Source organism: Pseudomonas sp. NPDC089428 (genome assembly GCF_044749325.1).
Classification (GTDB): Bacteria; Pseudomonadota; Gammaproteobacteria; order Pseudomonadales; family Pseudomonadaceae; genus Aquipseudomonas.
On the sequence record NZ_JBIVHT010000001.1, the window covers coordinates 353,093 to 367,999 of the forward strand.

The 14,907-nt window shown below is 61.2% G+C and carries 13 protein-coding genes; 12 read left to right on the forward strand and 1 reads right to left on the reverse strand.

What is annotated here, in order from left to right; translation table 11 throughout:
• Window positions 1-390: an HK97 gp10 family phage protein gene (locus ACIPZ5_RS01920; RefSeq protein WP_400806284.1), complete on the forward strand. Its 390-nt coding sequence runs from the start codon at window positions 1-3 to the stop codon at window positions 388-390.
• Window positions 387-794: a phage tail terminator-like protein gene (locus ACIPZ5_RS01925; RefSeq protein ID WP_400806287.1), complete on the forward strand. Its 408-nt coding sequence runs from the start codon at window positions 387-389 to the stop codon at window positions 792-794. Before ACIPZ5_RS01920 ends, ACIPZ5_RS01925 begins: the two co-directional genes overlap by 4 nt.
• On the opposite strand, the gene ACIPZ5_RS01930 is transcribed toward ACIPZ5_RS01925, so the two are convergent.
• Window positions 791-1,417: a hypothetical protein gene (locus ACIPZ5_RS01930; RefSeq protein ID WP_400806290.1), complete on the reverse strand. Its 627-nt coding sequence runs from the start codon at window positions 1,415-1,417 to the stop codon at window positions 791-793. The genes ACIPZ5_RS01925 and ACIPZ5_RS01930 overlap by 4 nt on opposite strands.
• A 116-nt stretch (window positions 1,418-1,533) precedes the next feature.
• Here ACIPZ5_RS01930 and ACIPZ5_RS01935 point away from each other — a divergent pair, with 116 nt between their 5' ends.
• The 10 genes from ACIPZ5_RS01935 (at window position 1,534) to ACIPZ5_RS01980 (ending at window position 14,535) form a co-directional block, all read left to right on the forward strand.
• Window positions 1,534-2,703 (forward strand): phage tail tube protein, encoded by a 1,170-nt coding sequence (locus ACIPZ5_RS01935; RefSeq protein WP_400806292.1) that lies wholly within the window; start codon window positions 1,534-1,536, stop codon window positions 2,701-2,703.
• Window positions 2,704-2,760: 57 nt separating this feature from the next.
• Window positions 2,761-3,201 carry a hypothetical protein gene (locus ACIPZ5_RS01940; RefSeq protein ID WP_400806294.1) on the forward strand — a complete coding sequence of 147 codons (441 nt, stop codon included), beginning with the start codon at window positions 2,761-2,763 and terminating at the stop codon, window positions 3,199-3,201.
• Window positions 3,202-3,311: 110 nt separating this feature from the next.
• Entirely contained in the window at window positions 3,312-3,566 is a 255-nt protein-coding gene (locus ACIPZ5_RS01945; RefSeq protein WP_400806297.1) for a hypothetical protein, read from the forward strand.
• Between the two features lie 52 nt (window positions 3,567-3,618).
• Window positions 3,619-3,930 (forward strand): hypothetical protein, encoded by a 312-nt coding sequence (locus tag ACIPZ5_RS01950; RefSeq protein ID WP_400806299.1) that lies wholly within the window; start codon window positions 3,619-3,621, stop codon window positions 3,928-3,930.
• Between the two features lie 42 nt (window positions 3,931-3,972).
• The gene (locus tag ACIPZ5_RS01955) at window positions 3,973-6,756 is read left to right on the forward strand and encodes a phage tail tape measure protein (RefSeq protein WP_400806302.1); all 2,784 of its coding nucleotides are present in this window, start codon (window positions 3,973-3,975) and stop codon (window positions 6,754-6,756) included.
• A 16-nt stretch (window positions 6,757-6,772) separates the two neighbouring features.
• On the forward strand, window positions 6,773-7,357 hold the full coding sequence (locus tag ACIPZ5_RS01960) for a hypothetical protein (RefSeq protein WP_400806304.1): 585 nt from the start codon (window positions 6,773-6,775) through the stop codon (window positions 7,355-7,357).
• A complete protein-coding gene (locus ACIPZ5_RS01965) occupies window positions 7,357-7,959 on the forward strand; it encodes a hypothetical protein (RefSeq protein ID WP_400806307.1) in 603 nt (200 codons plus the stop codon). The genes ACIPZ5_RS01960 and ACIPZ5_RS01965 overlap by 1 nt, the downstream gene beginning before the upstream one ends.
• A gap of 2 nt (window positions 7,960-7,961) precedes the next feature.
• Window positions 7,962-8,360 carry a DUF6950 family protein gene (locus ACIPZ5_RS01970; protein ID WP_400806310.1) on the forward strand — a complete coding sequence of 133 codons (399 nt, stop codon included), beginning with the start codon at window positions 7,962-7,964 and terminating at the stop codon, window positions 8,358-8,360.
• On the forward strand, window positions 8,360-13,480 hold the full coding sequence (locus ACIPZ5_RS01975) for a DUF1983 domain-containing protein (protein ID WP_400806312.1): 5,121 nt from the start codon (window positions 8,360-8,362) through the stop codon (window positions 13,478-13,480). Before ACIPZ5_RS01970 ends, ACIPZ5_RS01975 begins: the two co-directional genes overlap by 1 nt.
• Entirely contained in the window at window positions 13,480-14,535 is a 1,056-nt protein-coding gene (locus tag ACIPZ5_RS01980) for a hypothetical protein (RefSeq protein WP_400806314.1), read from the forward strand. The genes ACIPZ5_RS01975 and ACIPZ5_RS01980 overlap by 1 nt, the downstream gene beginning before the upstream one ends.
• Window positions 14,536-14,907 lie beyond the last annotated feature (372 nt).

Genomic DNA, 14,907 nt, shown 5'->3' on the forward strand with positions numbered 1-14,907 from the left:
ATGGCCAAGAACAGAGGCTGGAGCACACCGCCCAGCATGTTCACCGGGGTGGTTGAGGAGCAACTGAGCCAGCGCGTTAGGGTTATCGCCATGGCCATGCTCAACGAGATTGTTCTGCGGTCTCCGGTTGATACCGGGCGCTTCCGTGGCAACAACATCGTCAGCGTCGGGGCGCCGGTGTACACCACCACCGTGAACGTCGACCCAACGGGCGCAGAAACCATCCAGGCCGGTGTTCGTGCAGTCACCGGCCTGGAGCCGTACACGCAGGTCTTCATCCAGAACAACCTGCCGTATGCAGGGCCGCTTGAGGATGGCCATTCCCAGCAGGCACCTGCCGGCATCTATGCGGTGTCGTTCAATGGCGTCGCCGAGGCCTACAGGACATGACCTTCGAACAGATCCGGGCCATCGTAACTGGGCGCATGACACAGTGGGCTGGAATTCCCGCTGACGATGTCGACTACCCGAACAACTCAAAAGGGCCCTTCAACCCCGCCGGCAAAGACATCTGGGCGAGGCTGGCGGATGTGCCGGGGCTATCCAGCGCACCCGAGACTGGCATCGGCCCGTGCGTGCGCCGCACCGGCATCATCATGGTTCAGCTGTTCGTGCCCAGCTACAAGGGCACCCTGGCCATCACCAAGGCAGCGGACACGCTGGTGCAGCACTTCGAGTTCTACAGCGACCCCGGCGGGCCTTTCGATTGCTATGCGGCCTCGGCCAGCACGATTGGCGATGACGGCCACGGCTGGTACCAGGTCAACGTGTCGATCCCATACCGGGCCTACTAATCAGGTAGGTTAACTTTGATGTCTTTCAAGTGAAATATGAAGGATGTCCAAACTCTGCTAACGCCTAGCCTGTTTGCCGCGTCTTGAGGTGATTTGTATTTATTAAGAGGGTCATCTTTGTCCTCTGGCCATGTAGCAAAAGCTTTCACTATGATGGCAGACACCGGGTCAATACCAAGCTCCTGATCGCTTATCCTTCTGTAGTACTCAATTCCTCCTAGTCGTTTAGCAACCGGGCTAATGAGCAGGTAGAACTGATGGCGCCAGTGTTCCTCATCGCTCTCGCACTCCCTCATGGTGAAGTCGCTTTTTATGCGTTTTTTGGTGGCTTTGTACTCCTCAATCAATCTCGCTGAGGTTAGCCAGTTCAGTCTGTCTTTTGGCGGCTCTGTTGCCTTCGCCGATGGCCCCTTTAGAGCCAGATATGCGCGCTCTAAAGTTGTTTTCGCGTGATTGAGTAGCCGCTCGTCCTCCCGTGCTTGGTCGTCGGCGTCCCGTTCAATTTTAGAGTTCTGAACTGTTTTTTTGATCGTATAGAACGCGCCAAAAGCAGATGCGGCGGCGGCAATAGCAGAGACAGCGCTCAGTGCAAACGATATGTAGGTAGCGGTTTCCGTTTCCATTTGTTGTATCCAATGTTGCCGCGAAATTATCGATGCTATCCGGGTCGATATCGCGCATCAAACCTTTCACCGCCACATGGCGGTTTTTTTACGCCTTTCGATAGGAGAAACACCCCATGTCCAGTGGTGCCAAGCGCTCGACCGCGTGGATTCGCGAAGTGACCCCGGGGATCATCCCGCAGGGCAACTGGAATGTGCTGACTCGCGTCAGCTTCGGCCTGGTGCCCACCTACAAGACCGAAGAGAACAACGAGATCGGCGAAGACCGCATGGCGCAGGGCACCGCCCAGACCACCGTGGACGTCGGCGGCGATATCGAGACCAAGTTCCGATACGGCGCGCTGGACGAGTTCCTGGCCTCCTGCTTCGGCAAGGACTGGGACAACAACGTCCTGACCATGGGCAACGACCGCATCTCGTTCTCCATCGCCGCCTATGACGCGGACGTGGGAATCGCCGGCATCGCCCGGGGCGCTCAGGTTGACTCGATCAACATCGAGGTACCGAACGACAACGAGATCAGCGTCACCACCACGTTCATGGCCACCTCGTGGGATGACAAGGCCGACAACAGCTCTTTCATCGTCAGCCCTGCGCCAGAGGCAAATCAGCGGCGCTATGGGTTCAAGGATGTGACCGGGCTGAAGATCAACGGCGTGCAGCTGGGCGAGGACAACGCCTGCGTGGATAGCTTCAACCTGCAGTTCGCCAACAATGCTCAAACCCAGCGCTGCATCGGCAACGGCAACCCGTTCCCGGGTAACATCATCCCGACCACCTTCACGCCGTCTGGCTCGATCACCATGAGCTGGTCCAAAACCGCATACCAGTACTGGAAGGCGCAGCAGACCAGTGGCGCGCTCAGCTTCGAGTTCACCCTCAACAATGCTGACGGCGGCTACACCTTCTTCATCCCCGAAATGGAAGTGAGCGGCGACTGGCCTGACGGCGGAGCTACCGACATCATCCAGGTGGAGCTGGCATACACCGCCCGTCGCGTGCCGCCGACCATCACCCGCCTGCCTGCGCCGATCTCCATCGCAGCGGTGACCGTCACCCCGGACACCCTGAGCCTGGAAGTAGACGAGACCGCCGACCTCGAAGCCGCGATAACACCTGTCGGTGCCAGCCAACTGGTCACCTGGACCTCCTCGGCACCGGCCATCGCCAGCGTGAGCGCGACCGGCCTGGTCACCGGCCTGGCAGCCGGCACCGCAACCATCACCGCGACCTGCGCCGCAGACGGCACCAAGAACGACACCTGCGCTGTAACCGTCACCGCTTAACCCTTTGCCCGGCGCGCCCTGCGGTGTGCGTCGGGCCTTTTACCGCAGAGGAATACCATGGCCTTCACCATCGCAAAGAAGCCTGAACTGGATATCAACGGCGAGCGCTGGGTCGAATTCGCCCCGGGCGCCCAGATTCTGGTCGGCTCGATCGCCAACCCGCTCTACAAATCGCACCAGGCGCTGATCAACCGCCACCTGGCCCTGATCAACCAGCAGGCACGGGTAGGCACCGCAGAATTCAGCCTTTCCGAGATCCCAGATGTAGAGCTTGAGACCGATGATGACCTGTTCATCGAACTGGCAGCCAAGCACCTGATCAAGGATTGGAAGGGGGTCGACATCGAGGAAAAGCCGGGCGAGCCAGCCCCGTACAGTCCAGAACTGTGCGTCCAGCTGATCAAGCAGATGAACAGCGTCTATTTCCTTGCTCTGCGCACCGGCAACGACATCGCCCGCCGGGTCGAGGAGAAGACCCAGGCCACCGTGGAAAAGTAGTAGCGGCATACCTGTGGGGGCGCGAGTGGGCCGGCGACGAGAACGAGAAGAAGCGCTGGAAGCATGAGCGCTTCGGTCTGGACATCCCGGCGCCTCCAGAAATCGACGGGGTGACCGCCGAGATCTTGGAGGCCTACGCCTATATCAGCAGGTCCCGTCAGTATGTCGGCATGGTTGGCGCTCCAGCGCCGCTATCGCCGGCATCGATCACCGAATATCTCGACCGCTACCCCTCGGTGATATGCCGCGAAGAGCTTGATGCCGCCATCTTCGCCCTGGACGACCAATATCGCAAGAACTGGGATGAGCAGTACGAAAAGGCGCAGGCTGAATCCGATTCGAAAAACAGACCGAAAAAGCGGTGAGAAATGCTCAGTAGGGGTGTGTTAGATTCTGGCCATCTTTACGGAGGAAGCCATGAATCGACTGCTATTGATCGCCGTTATTGCTTGCATGCCGTTGCCGGCTCTCGCCGCTAGCGGCGAAGAAACCTGCAAAAAGATCTCGGCCATGGCCGGAAAGGCAATGGAGGCGCGACAGGATGGTGATCTTCTTGAGGACGCCATGGCATCCGTAGGCGACCAAAGTAAGTTCTCTAATGCGATGGTTGTTAAAGCCTACACGCTGCCAGTTGCTACAAGCTCTGCCGGAAAGGAAAAGTATGTTTCCGAATTCAGAAACGCCGCATATGCAGAGTGCTACCAAAACTTAATTGAGCCAGTGAAATAACAAAACCCGCTTCGGCGGGTTTTTTAACCCCCGGAGAAAGGTATGGCGCAGGAATCACGCCTGGCGGTAACGATCGACTCGCGGGGCGCCAAGCGCAATGCGGATGATCTGACAGGATCCCTGGAGCGCATGGAGCGCGCCGGTGAAGGGGCAATATCGAGCACGGACGGCCTGTCGTCCAGCCTTGACGATCAGCGCAAGGAGCTTTCGCAGCTACTTGGCCAGATCAACCCGACGGTTGCCGCGCTCGGCCGCCTGGATGACATGCAGGAGAAGCTGGCCAAGTTCAAGGGCACCAAGTTCCTCGACGCTGACACCTTCGCAGAGTACAACCAGCGCATCAACGCGCTGCGCGAAGGTATCGGCGAATCAGCTGAAGGCATGAACAAGGCGGGGATGTCGGCCAAGGCCTACCAGGCTGCGCTGCGGGGCGTGCCGGCACAGTTCACCGACATTGCGGTCAGCCTACAGGGTGGCCAGGCTCCGCTGACCGTCTTCCTGCAGCAGGGCGGCCAGCTCAAGGACATGTTCGGCGGGATTGCGCCTGCGGCAAAGGCCCTGGGCGGCTACATCCTCGGCCTGGTCAACCCGTTCACTGTCGCCGCTGCAGCTGCTGGCGCGCTGGCAGTGGCCTATTACAAGGGGGCCGAGCAATCGGACGCTCTGCGTAATAGCCTGATCCTGACCGGAAACTACTCGAAGGCATCCGAATCACAGCTGATCGCCCTGGCCGATTCGGCAGACCAGGTGACCGGTACGTTCGGCCAGGCAGCTGGAGCTCTGGCGCAATTGACTGCCGCCGGAGAGAACACCACCGGCAACCTGAAGCTGATCACCACTACCGCTGTCGAGATGCAGCGCGTAACCGGAAAGGCTGTAGAGGAGACGGTCGCCGAGTTCATCAAGCTCGGCAAGGACCCGGTCGCCGGCATCGTTGAGCTGGACGAGAAATACCGGTTCCTGACCGCGTCGGTGTATGCCCAGATCAAGGCTCTGTCGGATCAGGGAAATGCTGTGGGTGCTGCCGACTTGGCAGAACGTACATACGCCGAAGCGATTGGGCAGCGCACCTCCAAGATCCGCGAGAACCTCGGCACCATTGAGCGCGGCTGGCTGAACATCAAGGACGCCACCAATGAGGTGCTAGATGCATTTGCCAGCATAGGCCGCAAGAGCGCTGAGAGCGAGCAGTCCGCTATTACTCGACTGCAGCAAGAGCTCGCTTACAGAACGAGCCTGCTCAACACTGCCTTTGAAGATGATACAACCAGATCACGCATAGCGCAGATCGAGAAAGAGATCGCCCAGCGAAAGGACATCCTCACTCTCAACCAGAAGACATTGGAGGAAGAGGAAAAGCGCCGCCGCATTCAGGAAGAGGGGCGCAAAGGACTCCAGGACCTAGACACCACCTACAAAAGCGCGCTGACGCAGACTCAGCGTCTGAACAAGGAGTTGAGCGATCTCGACAAGGCCCGGGCCAAGGCAGTAGCTGCTGGGGTGTTCACCGCATCGGAGGAAGCGAAGTACGCCCAGTCCCGCAAAAACATCGAGAAAGAAATCGCCGACATCAAAGAGCGTGAGGCGAAGAAGAACACGCCGAAGGGGGCCAACAAGGGCGTATCCGAGGCGGAAACGACGTTTTCCCGCCTGTACAACCAGTACGACCCTGCAGCGCAGGCAGCCCGCGCCCTGACCAAGGAACAGCAGCAGCTTGACCTGGCCTTCCAGAAGGGCAAGATCAGCCAGGAGGAATACGGCAAAGCGCTGGCGCAGGCCTCCACGAACTATGCCGCCGCGATCAAGGGCGCGCATGGCCTGACCCAGGCCGAGCAGTACCGCGCGCAGATGGAGCGGCAACTGGCCACCCAGCGCATGGAGTATGCCGCCCAGGCGGACGCCGTGGGCATGGGTCAGAAGGACGCCTATCGCATGCAGGAGCGTCTGCGGATCGAGCAGGAGACTAACAACCGCATCCTGCAGCTGCAGACTGAGCTGGCCAACGCCCAAGGCGAGAAGCAGCGCCAGGATCTGCAAGCCCAGATCGATATCGAGCGCGAGTTCATGCAGAAGCGGGTTGCTGCACAGCGCGATGGCTGGGCCCAGATCGATCAGGCCCAGGCAGACTGGAGCAACGGCGCCCGTGGCGCTTTCCAAGACTATTTGGACAGCGCCAGTGATGTAGCAGGGCAGACTCGCGACCTGTTCAATAACGCCTTCGGCAACATGGAAGATGCCGTGGTCGATTTCGTGAAGACCGGCAAGCTTTCCTTCAAGGATTTCGCTGACCAGGTTGTCGAAGACCTCATCCGTATTCAGGTGCGGCAGGCAGCGGCAGGCTTCCTTGGATCTGCGCTTGGATTCCTTGGTGGTGGCGGGGCGGCGGCATCCGGCAGCGGCACCATGACCGGGTTCAGCGAGACGATCTCGCGGTCTGGCTTCTCGACTGGCGGCTACACCGGTGACGGTGGCAAATTCGAGCCGATGGGCGTTGTCCACGGCGGTGAATACGTCATCCGCAAAGAGGTGGTAAGTCAGCCCGGGGCTCGCGATTATCTGGATCGCTTGAACGCCAAAGGCTACGCCAGTGGCGGCTTCGTCGGGGTGAGCCCTGCGGTTGCGGCTGCATCTGTTCCGGCAGCACCTTCTGCTGGCGCCATGCCGTCCATCATCCAGCACATCATCGTGGAAGGCACCGCAGACGAAGCGACCCTGGCCCGCATTCAGCAGGCAGCCCAGAAGGGCGCGCAGGATGGCTACAACCTGGTGTTGCGCGACTTCAAGATGAACGGGCCGGCGCGGCAGCTGATCGCCCGCAACCGATAGCAAGAAGGAGTACTGCATGGCTATCCAATGGCCGGCATCGCTGCGCCCGTCTGAAATGACGTGGGGCTTAGTCAACAACAGCCGCGCCTTCACCTCGACGCTCTCGAACGCCCAGCAGATCGTCGGGCAGCCGGGCGCGTACTGGCAGTGCACCCTGACGTTTGGTCTGCTTACCCGGCAGCAGGAGCGCGAGCTGTCAGCGTTCCTGGGGCGCTTGGACGGGCTGTTCGGCACGTTCAACCTGCCGGCGTTCACCCGAACCCGGAAGGTGAACGTGGGAAGCCTCACCGTCGTGTCAGGCGTGGCCCAGGCCAGGGCTATCACGGTGGCTGGCGCCGCTGCGAACACCCTAGTTTTCGCCGTGGGGGATTACCTCACGGTGGCCGGGGAGATGTTCGAAGTGGTGGAGCCTGCTGCCTCCAACGCTCAAGGCCAGGCCATCGTGTCGGTCAACAAGCGCATCCGCAAATCGCTGATCGCCGGTACGCCGGTTGAATACCTCAACCCCTACGCCGAATGCCGCATGACCCAGGACACGTGGAACATGACGGTGCGGCCTGTGGTGGCCAGTGGAAGCTACCAGTTCAGGGAGGCTTTCTGATGCCCTCGACGTTCCCATTCAGCCAGAGCGTGGTCGATATCATCGCCACTGGCAAATTCCTCAGCGTGTACGCTTGCCAGCTTGACTTCGAGGATGGACCGGTTTACGCGCACACAGGTACCGGTGACCTGGTGATCGGCGGCATCACGTATCTGGGGGTAGGGCAGTTCGGCGAGGTCGGGCAGTCGCAGGAGAGTGACAACTCGAACTCGCCCATGTCGATCGACCTGGCCCTCACCGGTTTGGACAGCTACATCATCACCGAGACGAACATTCGGGGATGCCGCGGGCGCTCGGGCAAGCTCATGTTTGTGGTGTTCGACGAGCAGGGCAACTACGCCGCCGACATTCTGTTTTCCGGCCGCATGGACGCCGCCACCTTTTCCTACGCCGGCAACGGTGAGGATGGCAACAAGATCACCGTCCCTATCGTTGACCGGATGGCCGAGTGGAGCCGTACGGGCACCGAGCGGTTCACCGACGAGAACCACCGGGCCCGCCACAAGGGCGACCGGTTCTTCTACGCCATCGCCCAGATGTCCGAATGGCCAATCTACTGGGGCTCCAAGAAGGACGCCCCGACGTTCACCTACGAGAAATAGCCATGCGCTACCGAGACTGGACCACACGCCTCAGCGAAGTGATCAAGGCCGCCTTAGAGCGGCCTTTTTCATGGGGCGAATTCGACTGCTGCCTGTTTGCGGCGGACTGCTCGGTAGCGGTGTGCGGTACCGACCCGGCCGAGGCGTACCGCGGCACCTACAAGACCGAGGCGGGGGCGAAGCGGGCGCTGAAGAAGCAGCACGGAAGCCTTGAGGCAGCATGGGACGCCTGCTTCGCCCGTGTTGCGCCGGCATTCATCCAGCGTGGCGACATTGCCATGTACGAAGCGCCTGGCGGCCGGTCGATGGCCGTGTACTGGGCAAACGAATTCTGGGCGACCACTGACGACGGGGTGGCCCGCGTGGTGTGCGACCCGCTTGCGGTCTGGAGAGTTGAATAATGTCCAATGGCGTCAGGAAGATTGCTCAAGTCGCCGTCGGCGCGGTCATTGGCTTCGTGCAAGGCGGCCCGGTGGGCGCCGCCATTGGTGCTGGCCTGGCGTTTTACATGGCCGAGCAGCAAGAGAAGCTGAACACCAAGTCGCCGATGCGCGACAACGAGCCGTCGGCCCAGACCGTCCGCTCCTCTAAAGCGCCCGCGCGCTTCATCCTTGGCCGGGTCAGCACCGGTGGCGTGCTGGTCTGGGCGCAGGAGCAGGTCGGTGACCAAACCGATGGCGAGTGGCTGCACCTGGTCTACGTCCTCTGTGAAGGCCCGGTCGACGCCCTGGAGAACATCTACCTGGGCGAGGAGGAGATCGCCACCTATGGCGAGCATGCCTCCTATGAACTGGTCGTCAACCCAACCCAGGTTAACGCCTTCCTGACGGCCAACTGCCCAGACTGGAAAGAGGAGCAGATCGGCCGCGGGCTGTCGTTCGTGCGCCTGTCGCTCAAGTACAGCGCCGAGAAATTCCCGTCCGGCATCCCTGACGCACGCTTCATCGTCCGTGGCCGCAACGACATCTACGACCCGCGCAGCGGCATTGCCGTGTACACCGAGAACACCGCGCTCCACATCCTCTGGTTCCTGCGCAACCGTTGCGGCGTGCCGGACGATGAGATCGTGTTCGAGACGTTCGCCAGCGGTGCTAACATCTGCGACGAATCGGTCGCGAACCCTGACAACACCACCAGCCCGCGCTATCGCAGCAGCTGCGTGATCGGCGCCGACGAGCAGCGCACCAACGTGCTGCAGAAGCTCGAGGCTGCCTGCGGCGGCCGGACTATCCGCGTCGGCGGGCGCTGGATGTTCCAGGCAGGGGCCTATTATGGCCCGTATGACTTCGAAATCACCGAGGACATGGTGATCGGCACCATCACCGGCAGCACCGAGCCGACCAATGATGCCGCGATCAACACCGTGCGCGGCACCTTCATCGACACCTCGCAGTCGTGGACAGAGACCGATTACCCTGAGGTCAGCGTTGCCGAATGGGTGGTCGAGGACGGCGGGGAGGCGGCTGAAACGCTGACCTTCTCCTACGTCACGGATGCCTACCAGGCCCAGCGCCTGGCGAACATCGAGCTTCGCCGCCGGCGCGCGGGTGGCACCATCAGCATTCCCATGAACTTCCTGGGATACAACTGCCGGCCAGGCCGCGCCGTGCGCGTGAACCTGCCGTCGCTGAACATTCTGGGCGAGTTCATCGTCACCAACTGGAGCATGGGCGCTGACCAGGGCTGCACCGCCCAGCTGCAGCAGTACGATGCAGCGCAGTTCGATGATGCGGTCGGCCAGCCCTATAACCCGATCGGCTTCATCAGCCTGCCAGCCGGTGGCCTTGGCAGCCCAACCGGGCTTGCCTGGACGGTCGACGAATCGGCAGAGATTAACCAGGGCGTTTTGAGCTGGGTGCAGCCGGCGGGCATCGTCACCGCGTACGCCGTCACTGTGCGCCAAGGCACAACTGCGGTGCAGGCCCAGCAGGTGCCGGCCACTACCCTGCAGTTGCCACTGTCCGGCCTTCCATCCGGCAACTACACGATGAGCGTGGCCGCACTCGGCCCGCTGACCCGCTCCGGCGAGGCCAGCATTACCGTGAACATCGACGGCCCACCCATCCCAGAGTCGTGTGTGGTGCAGGCCACCATCGACACCATCACGCTGATCCCGGGCAACGCGCTGCATGGCTTGAACGGCGGCACCTATGAGTACTTCTTCTCGACCAACCCGCAGGCCGCGCAGGGCGATTATCTGGGGCAGGGCCTGACCCTGACCCATACCGGGCTGGCATTCGCCACCAACTACGCTTACTTCGTGCGCTCGAAGAATGCCTATGGGGTGAGTGCATTCCTGAAGGTCGTGGCCTCCACGTCGACTGACGTGAGCAACATGCTCGACGCCCTGAAGGACAAGATCGAGAACGGCCAGCTGGCGCCGGCGATGAAGGAAAAGATCGCGCTGATCGACGGGCCACCCAGCTTGCCTGGCTCGGTCAATGACCGGCTGCAGCAGCTGGATGATCAGGTGCGCGAGGTCACCGACAACCTGCAGGAGCAGATTGAGGGTATTGCCGACCTGGCCGACTCGATGCCGTACGACCCGGACACGGCCTACGTGCTGGGCCAGGCCGTGCTCGGTGATGACGGCAAGTTGTACCAGGCCAAGCAGGCCGTGCCGGCCGGCAGCCCGCCGCCGAACACCACCTACTGGACGGACATCGGCCAGGCAGTGCAGACGGCAAACGGTCTGGCGGCCCGCGTGACCACGGTGGAAACCGCAGTCACCGACCAGGACGGTAAGCTGACAGCGCAGTCCCAGCGTATCGATGGCGTGCAGTCGAGCCTGACCATCACCAACCAGAACGTCACTGCTGCTCAACAGGCCGCCCAGGACGCGGCCACTCTGGCCGGCGGCAAAGGCAAGGTAATCGTGCAGTCGGCCGCACCGGCCGCTGCTGATCGCCTGGCGCAGAACTTGTGGATCGATACCACCGGCAACGCGAACACGCCGAAGCGCTGGAACGGCACCGCGTGGGTGGCCGTCACCGACAAGGTGGCCACTGACGCTGCGGCAGCGGCGGCCAACGCGCTGTCGGTTGCCCAGACCAAGGCCGACGCCTCTGTGGTCGATTCCCTGTCCTCGACGGTGACCCAGCAGGGCAACACCATCACGTCGCAGGGCCAGTCGATTACGGGGCTGTCGAACAGCCTGACCACTACCAACCAGAACGTGACTGCTGCACAGCAGGCGGCCCAGGCTGCAGCCGACGCCGCTGGCGCCAAGGGTAAGGTGCTGTACCAGTCGACCGCGCCGGCCGTGGCGGATCGGCTCACGCAGAACCTTTGGATTGACACCACAGGGAGCGCAAACACGCCGAAACGCTGGAACGGTACCGCCTGGGTGGCTGTGACTGACAAGGTGGCCACGGATGCTGCTGCCGCTGCGGCCAGCGCCCTGACCCAGGTGGCCAGCAAAGCAGATGCCTCGACCGTCTCCGCCCTGAGCAACACCGTGACTCAGCAGGGCCAGACGATCACCGCCCAGGGCAGCGACATCACCAATATCAAGGCGTCGGTGAGCAACGTCTCCGGTGAGAATCTGCTGCTCGATCCACTGTTCGCCAGTAGCAACGGGCTGACCAGTATTCCGGCAGCGGTAGCCTTGCCGCGTAACGACGCGACTGTGCCGGCTGGTGCGTCTACGGCCAAGGTGGTCAAGGTCACAACCGCAACAGCAACGGGCAACACCTACTATGGCTTCTCAGCCGCGCTCAACCAGCGCCCCCCGGAGAACACCAACGCCTCACAGATCGCAGTGGCTGCCGGCGAGGTCTATGACTTTGAACTGTATGTCTATGTGACGGCCGCGCGTGGTCAGACTGGGCTGTGGATTCAGTTCTATGACGGTGCGGGCGCAAGTGTTGGCCATAACTGGGCGGTCCAAGCCGGTGATGGCGTTCGCCTGACCAGCACCACAGGCGCCTGGGTCAAGTTGACCGGGCAGGCCACTGTGCCGGCGGCTTGCATTCGGATGGCGATGACTTTCCGGGTAGGTCCTGGTGATGCAACCGATGTGTTCATGTCGGGGCCAGTCGCTCGCAAGCGCGCTGGCCAAGACAACGCACAGGCGACCGCGCTTCAGGCTGTTGATGCTCGGGTGACGACAGCAGAAGGATCAATCATCAGCCAGGGCTCCGCGCTCACCCAGCTCAGCAACACGGTGGCAGGGAAAGCCGACAACAGCGCACTGCAATCCCTGCAGAGCACTGTGACGCTGCAGGGCAACACGCTGACAACCCAAGGTCAGGCTGTGACCCAGCTGCAAAGCACCATCGGCGGCATCGGGGGTAGCGGCTCCAACTTGCTGGCCGACGACTACAGCTGGCTCACGTCGACAACCCTGCCGGCCACATCGGTCGGTAGTGGCGTGACGCGGGAGGGTGTGGCGGTAGCGGAGGCTGATTCGGGTTTCGGCTACCAGGCGGGCAGCAGCACCAACAGCTTCCTGATGCTTACCCCGACCAACAACCTGGCCGGCTGGAACGTTCGGATCGAGCCGGGGGTTTACCTGGTTTCGATGTACATGCAGGCCAGTGCAGCCACCAACGGGCGGATTTCGCTCTACAACGGCACGCACCGCTATTCGCCGACCGTAGCTCTGCCCACCACGCGGACACGGGTAATGTTCCCGGTCACCGTAACGGACAGCGCGAAGGTCGGCATCACCATCTACTTCAACATGAGCGCCGTTTCAGGGCTCACATGCATCATTGATTCGGTGATGATCGAGAAGCGGGTAGGGGAGAGCAACACGCCTTCGCCGTTCGTTGCCGGGCCGTCGGCGCGCGCGGTCAGCGGCCAGGCCACGGCGATCAGCCAGCTGAACACCACCGTGACTCAGCAAGGCACGGCGATTACCGCCCAAGCGGAGCGGGTCGACGGGTTGTATGTCCAGGTGAATCCGGAAATGGAGGGCGATTCGACGGGCCTGGCGGGCGCTACGGGCAGTTTCGTCGGCGTCTGGACGGAGCAGTCCGCCCGGGTCGAGGACGGCATCGCCACAGGGCGGCGCATTGATACTGTGCAATCGACGGTCGGGGATGTCAGCGCCTCTGTTCAGCAGGTGTCTGAAACGGTCGCGGGTGTTGATGGCCGGGTCTCGGCCATGACGACAATCAAGGCCGAGACTATCAGCGGCGGACGGCGCGTCATGGCCGGCCTGGCGCTGGGAAGCGATGGGGAGACGGCCGAGATCCTGGCGTATGCCCAGCGCTTCGCAATTGTCGACCAGTCGTCTGGGCAAGTGACCCTGCCGTTTGTGGTTTCGAATGGCCAGGTGTTCATCAACCAGGCGGTGATCAATGCCGCGTTCATCCAGAACCTGATCCTTGGCATGACGCTGAAGTCTCAGGCGGTGAACTCCCAAGGCCTGCCGTTGCTGGAACTGAATTTCGTTACGGGGGCGGTGAGTATCCGGGGGCAGGACGCCAACGGCTCAACGCTGCTCAACAACGGGGGCGTGTATGTCTATGACGCCAATGGCATCGAGCGTACGGCAGTGGGGAGGCTTACCTGATGGCTGATCTGTATGGGCTCCGGACGCGGGATGCGGCCGGGGCCGTAACCCTGGACACCACCATTACGCCTATCCGCTCACTCAAGATGTTGCAGGTTACCGGCAATGGCGCCTTCGACCAGTACATCTCGGTGCCGGAGATCCAGGCGGCCTCGTTTGTGGTGGTGGATACCCTCCGCGATGGTGGAGAGCAGACATTCTCGCCGCAAGCGTGGTACTCGACTGGTCAGTTGCAGCTTCGCCAGCCTCAATCACTCACCTGGCAGGTGATGGTTCTCTCGCAGGGCGGCGAGCCTTTTGCGGCCCCAGGCAGTTATGGGATCCGGGCATCCAACAACAACGTGCGAACGCAGATCGACGCGATCAACAAAGTGCTGTCGATTCGTTACAGCGGAGGGTTCAGCATCGGTTTTCAAGGGCCAGGGAGTGGCAACCAGGTTCAGTGGGGAGAGGTCACGTTTCCTGCGCCAATCACCACCACCGAGCGGCCCCTGATTTTCTTGAATGCTGCCGACTACATGATGGTGGGCAACTTCTACGTTCGAGGCGCGCCAGGCAACTGGACAGGCTTTCGGATCAAGGCGTTCAACAATCAGGCAGCCCACGGAACGATCGCTCTGTATCCAATGCAAATCAAATGGTTCTGCGCAAGCTACATGGCGCCGAATACTGATGCGGGAATCTATGGAGCTTCAGTTCGGGATGCTGCGGGAAACAGGACGTTCGTCACAACAGCTAATTTGTCACTGTTGAACGGACAGCCGGCCAGTAATTCCTTTTCGGCGGGAGGAACGCCCATCACCGGTACCGGATATTACGCTTCACCTTTGCAGATGGGGTGGACTGGTAGCTACGAAGACTACGTGCTGGCGAATGCGCTTTTCTCAAATACCAACATCATTCAAACAACTCAGCCGTACCGGGCCAACTTTGGAGGATTCCTATCTGGGAACAGAAGCGTCCTTCAGATGTACTGCGAAAACTTCGACGGGCAGAACCCATTAAGCGCGAACGGGCGAACGCTGTTTGCCTCACGACCTATGAAGCCTCTTTAAGGTAATGACATGACCAAGCAAGTAATCAACCTTGGTGCTTCACCCAGCGGTGCAGGTGGCGATGACCGCAGATCCGCTTGGGTCAAGGCAAGGGCAAACTTTACCGAGCTGTACAACTGGATTGCGAACCTGTCGCAGACAGACGACCAAGCCACCGCTCTCCCGGCCTCTCTGCCTTTGGCCAAAGGTGGTACAGGCGCTACTACAGCTGCAGCGGCTCGAACTGCCCTAGGCCTCGGCAGCGTGTCGACGGAGAACATTCTGCCAGTCTCTAAAGGCGGTACAGGCTCTACCACTGGCGTCCCCACAATTGGTGTAGGCCAGACCTGGACCAATGTTACAAGCTCCAGGTCGTTGAACACTACTTATACC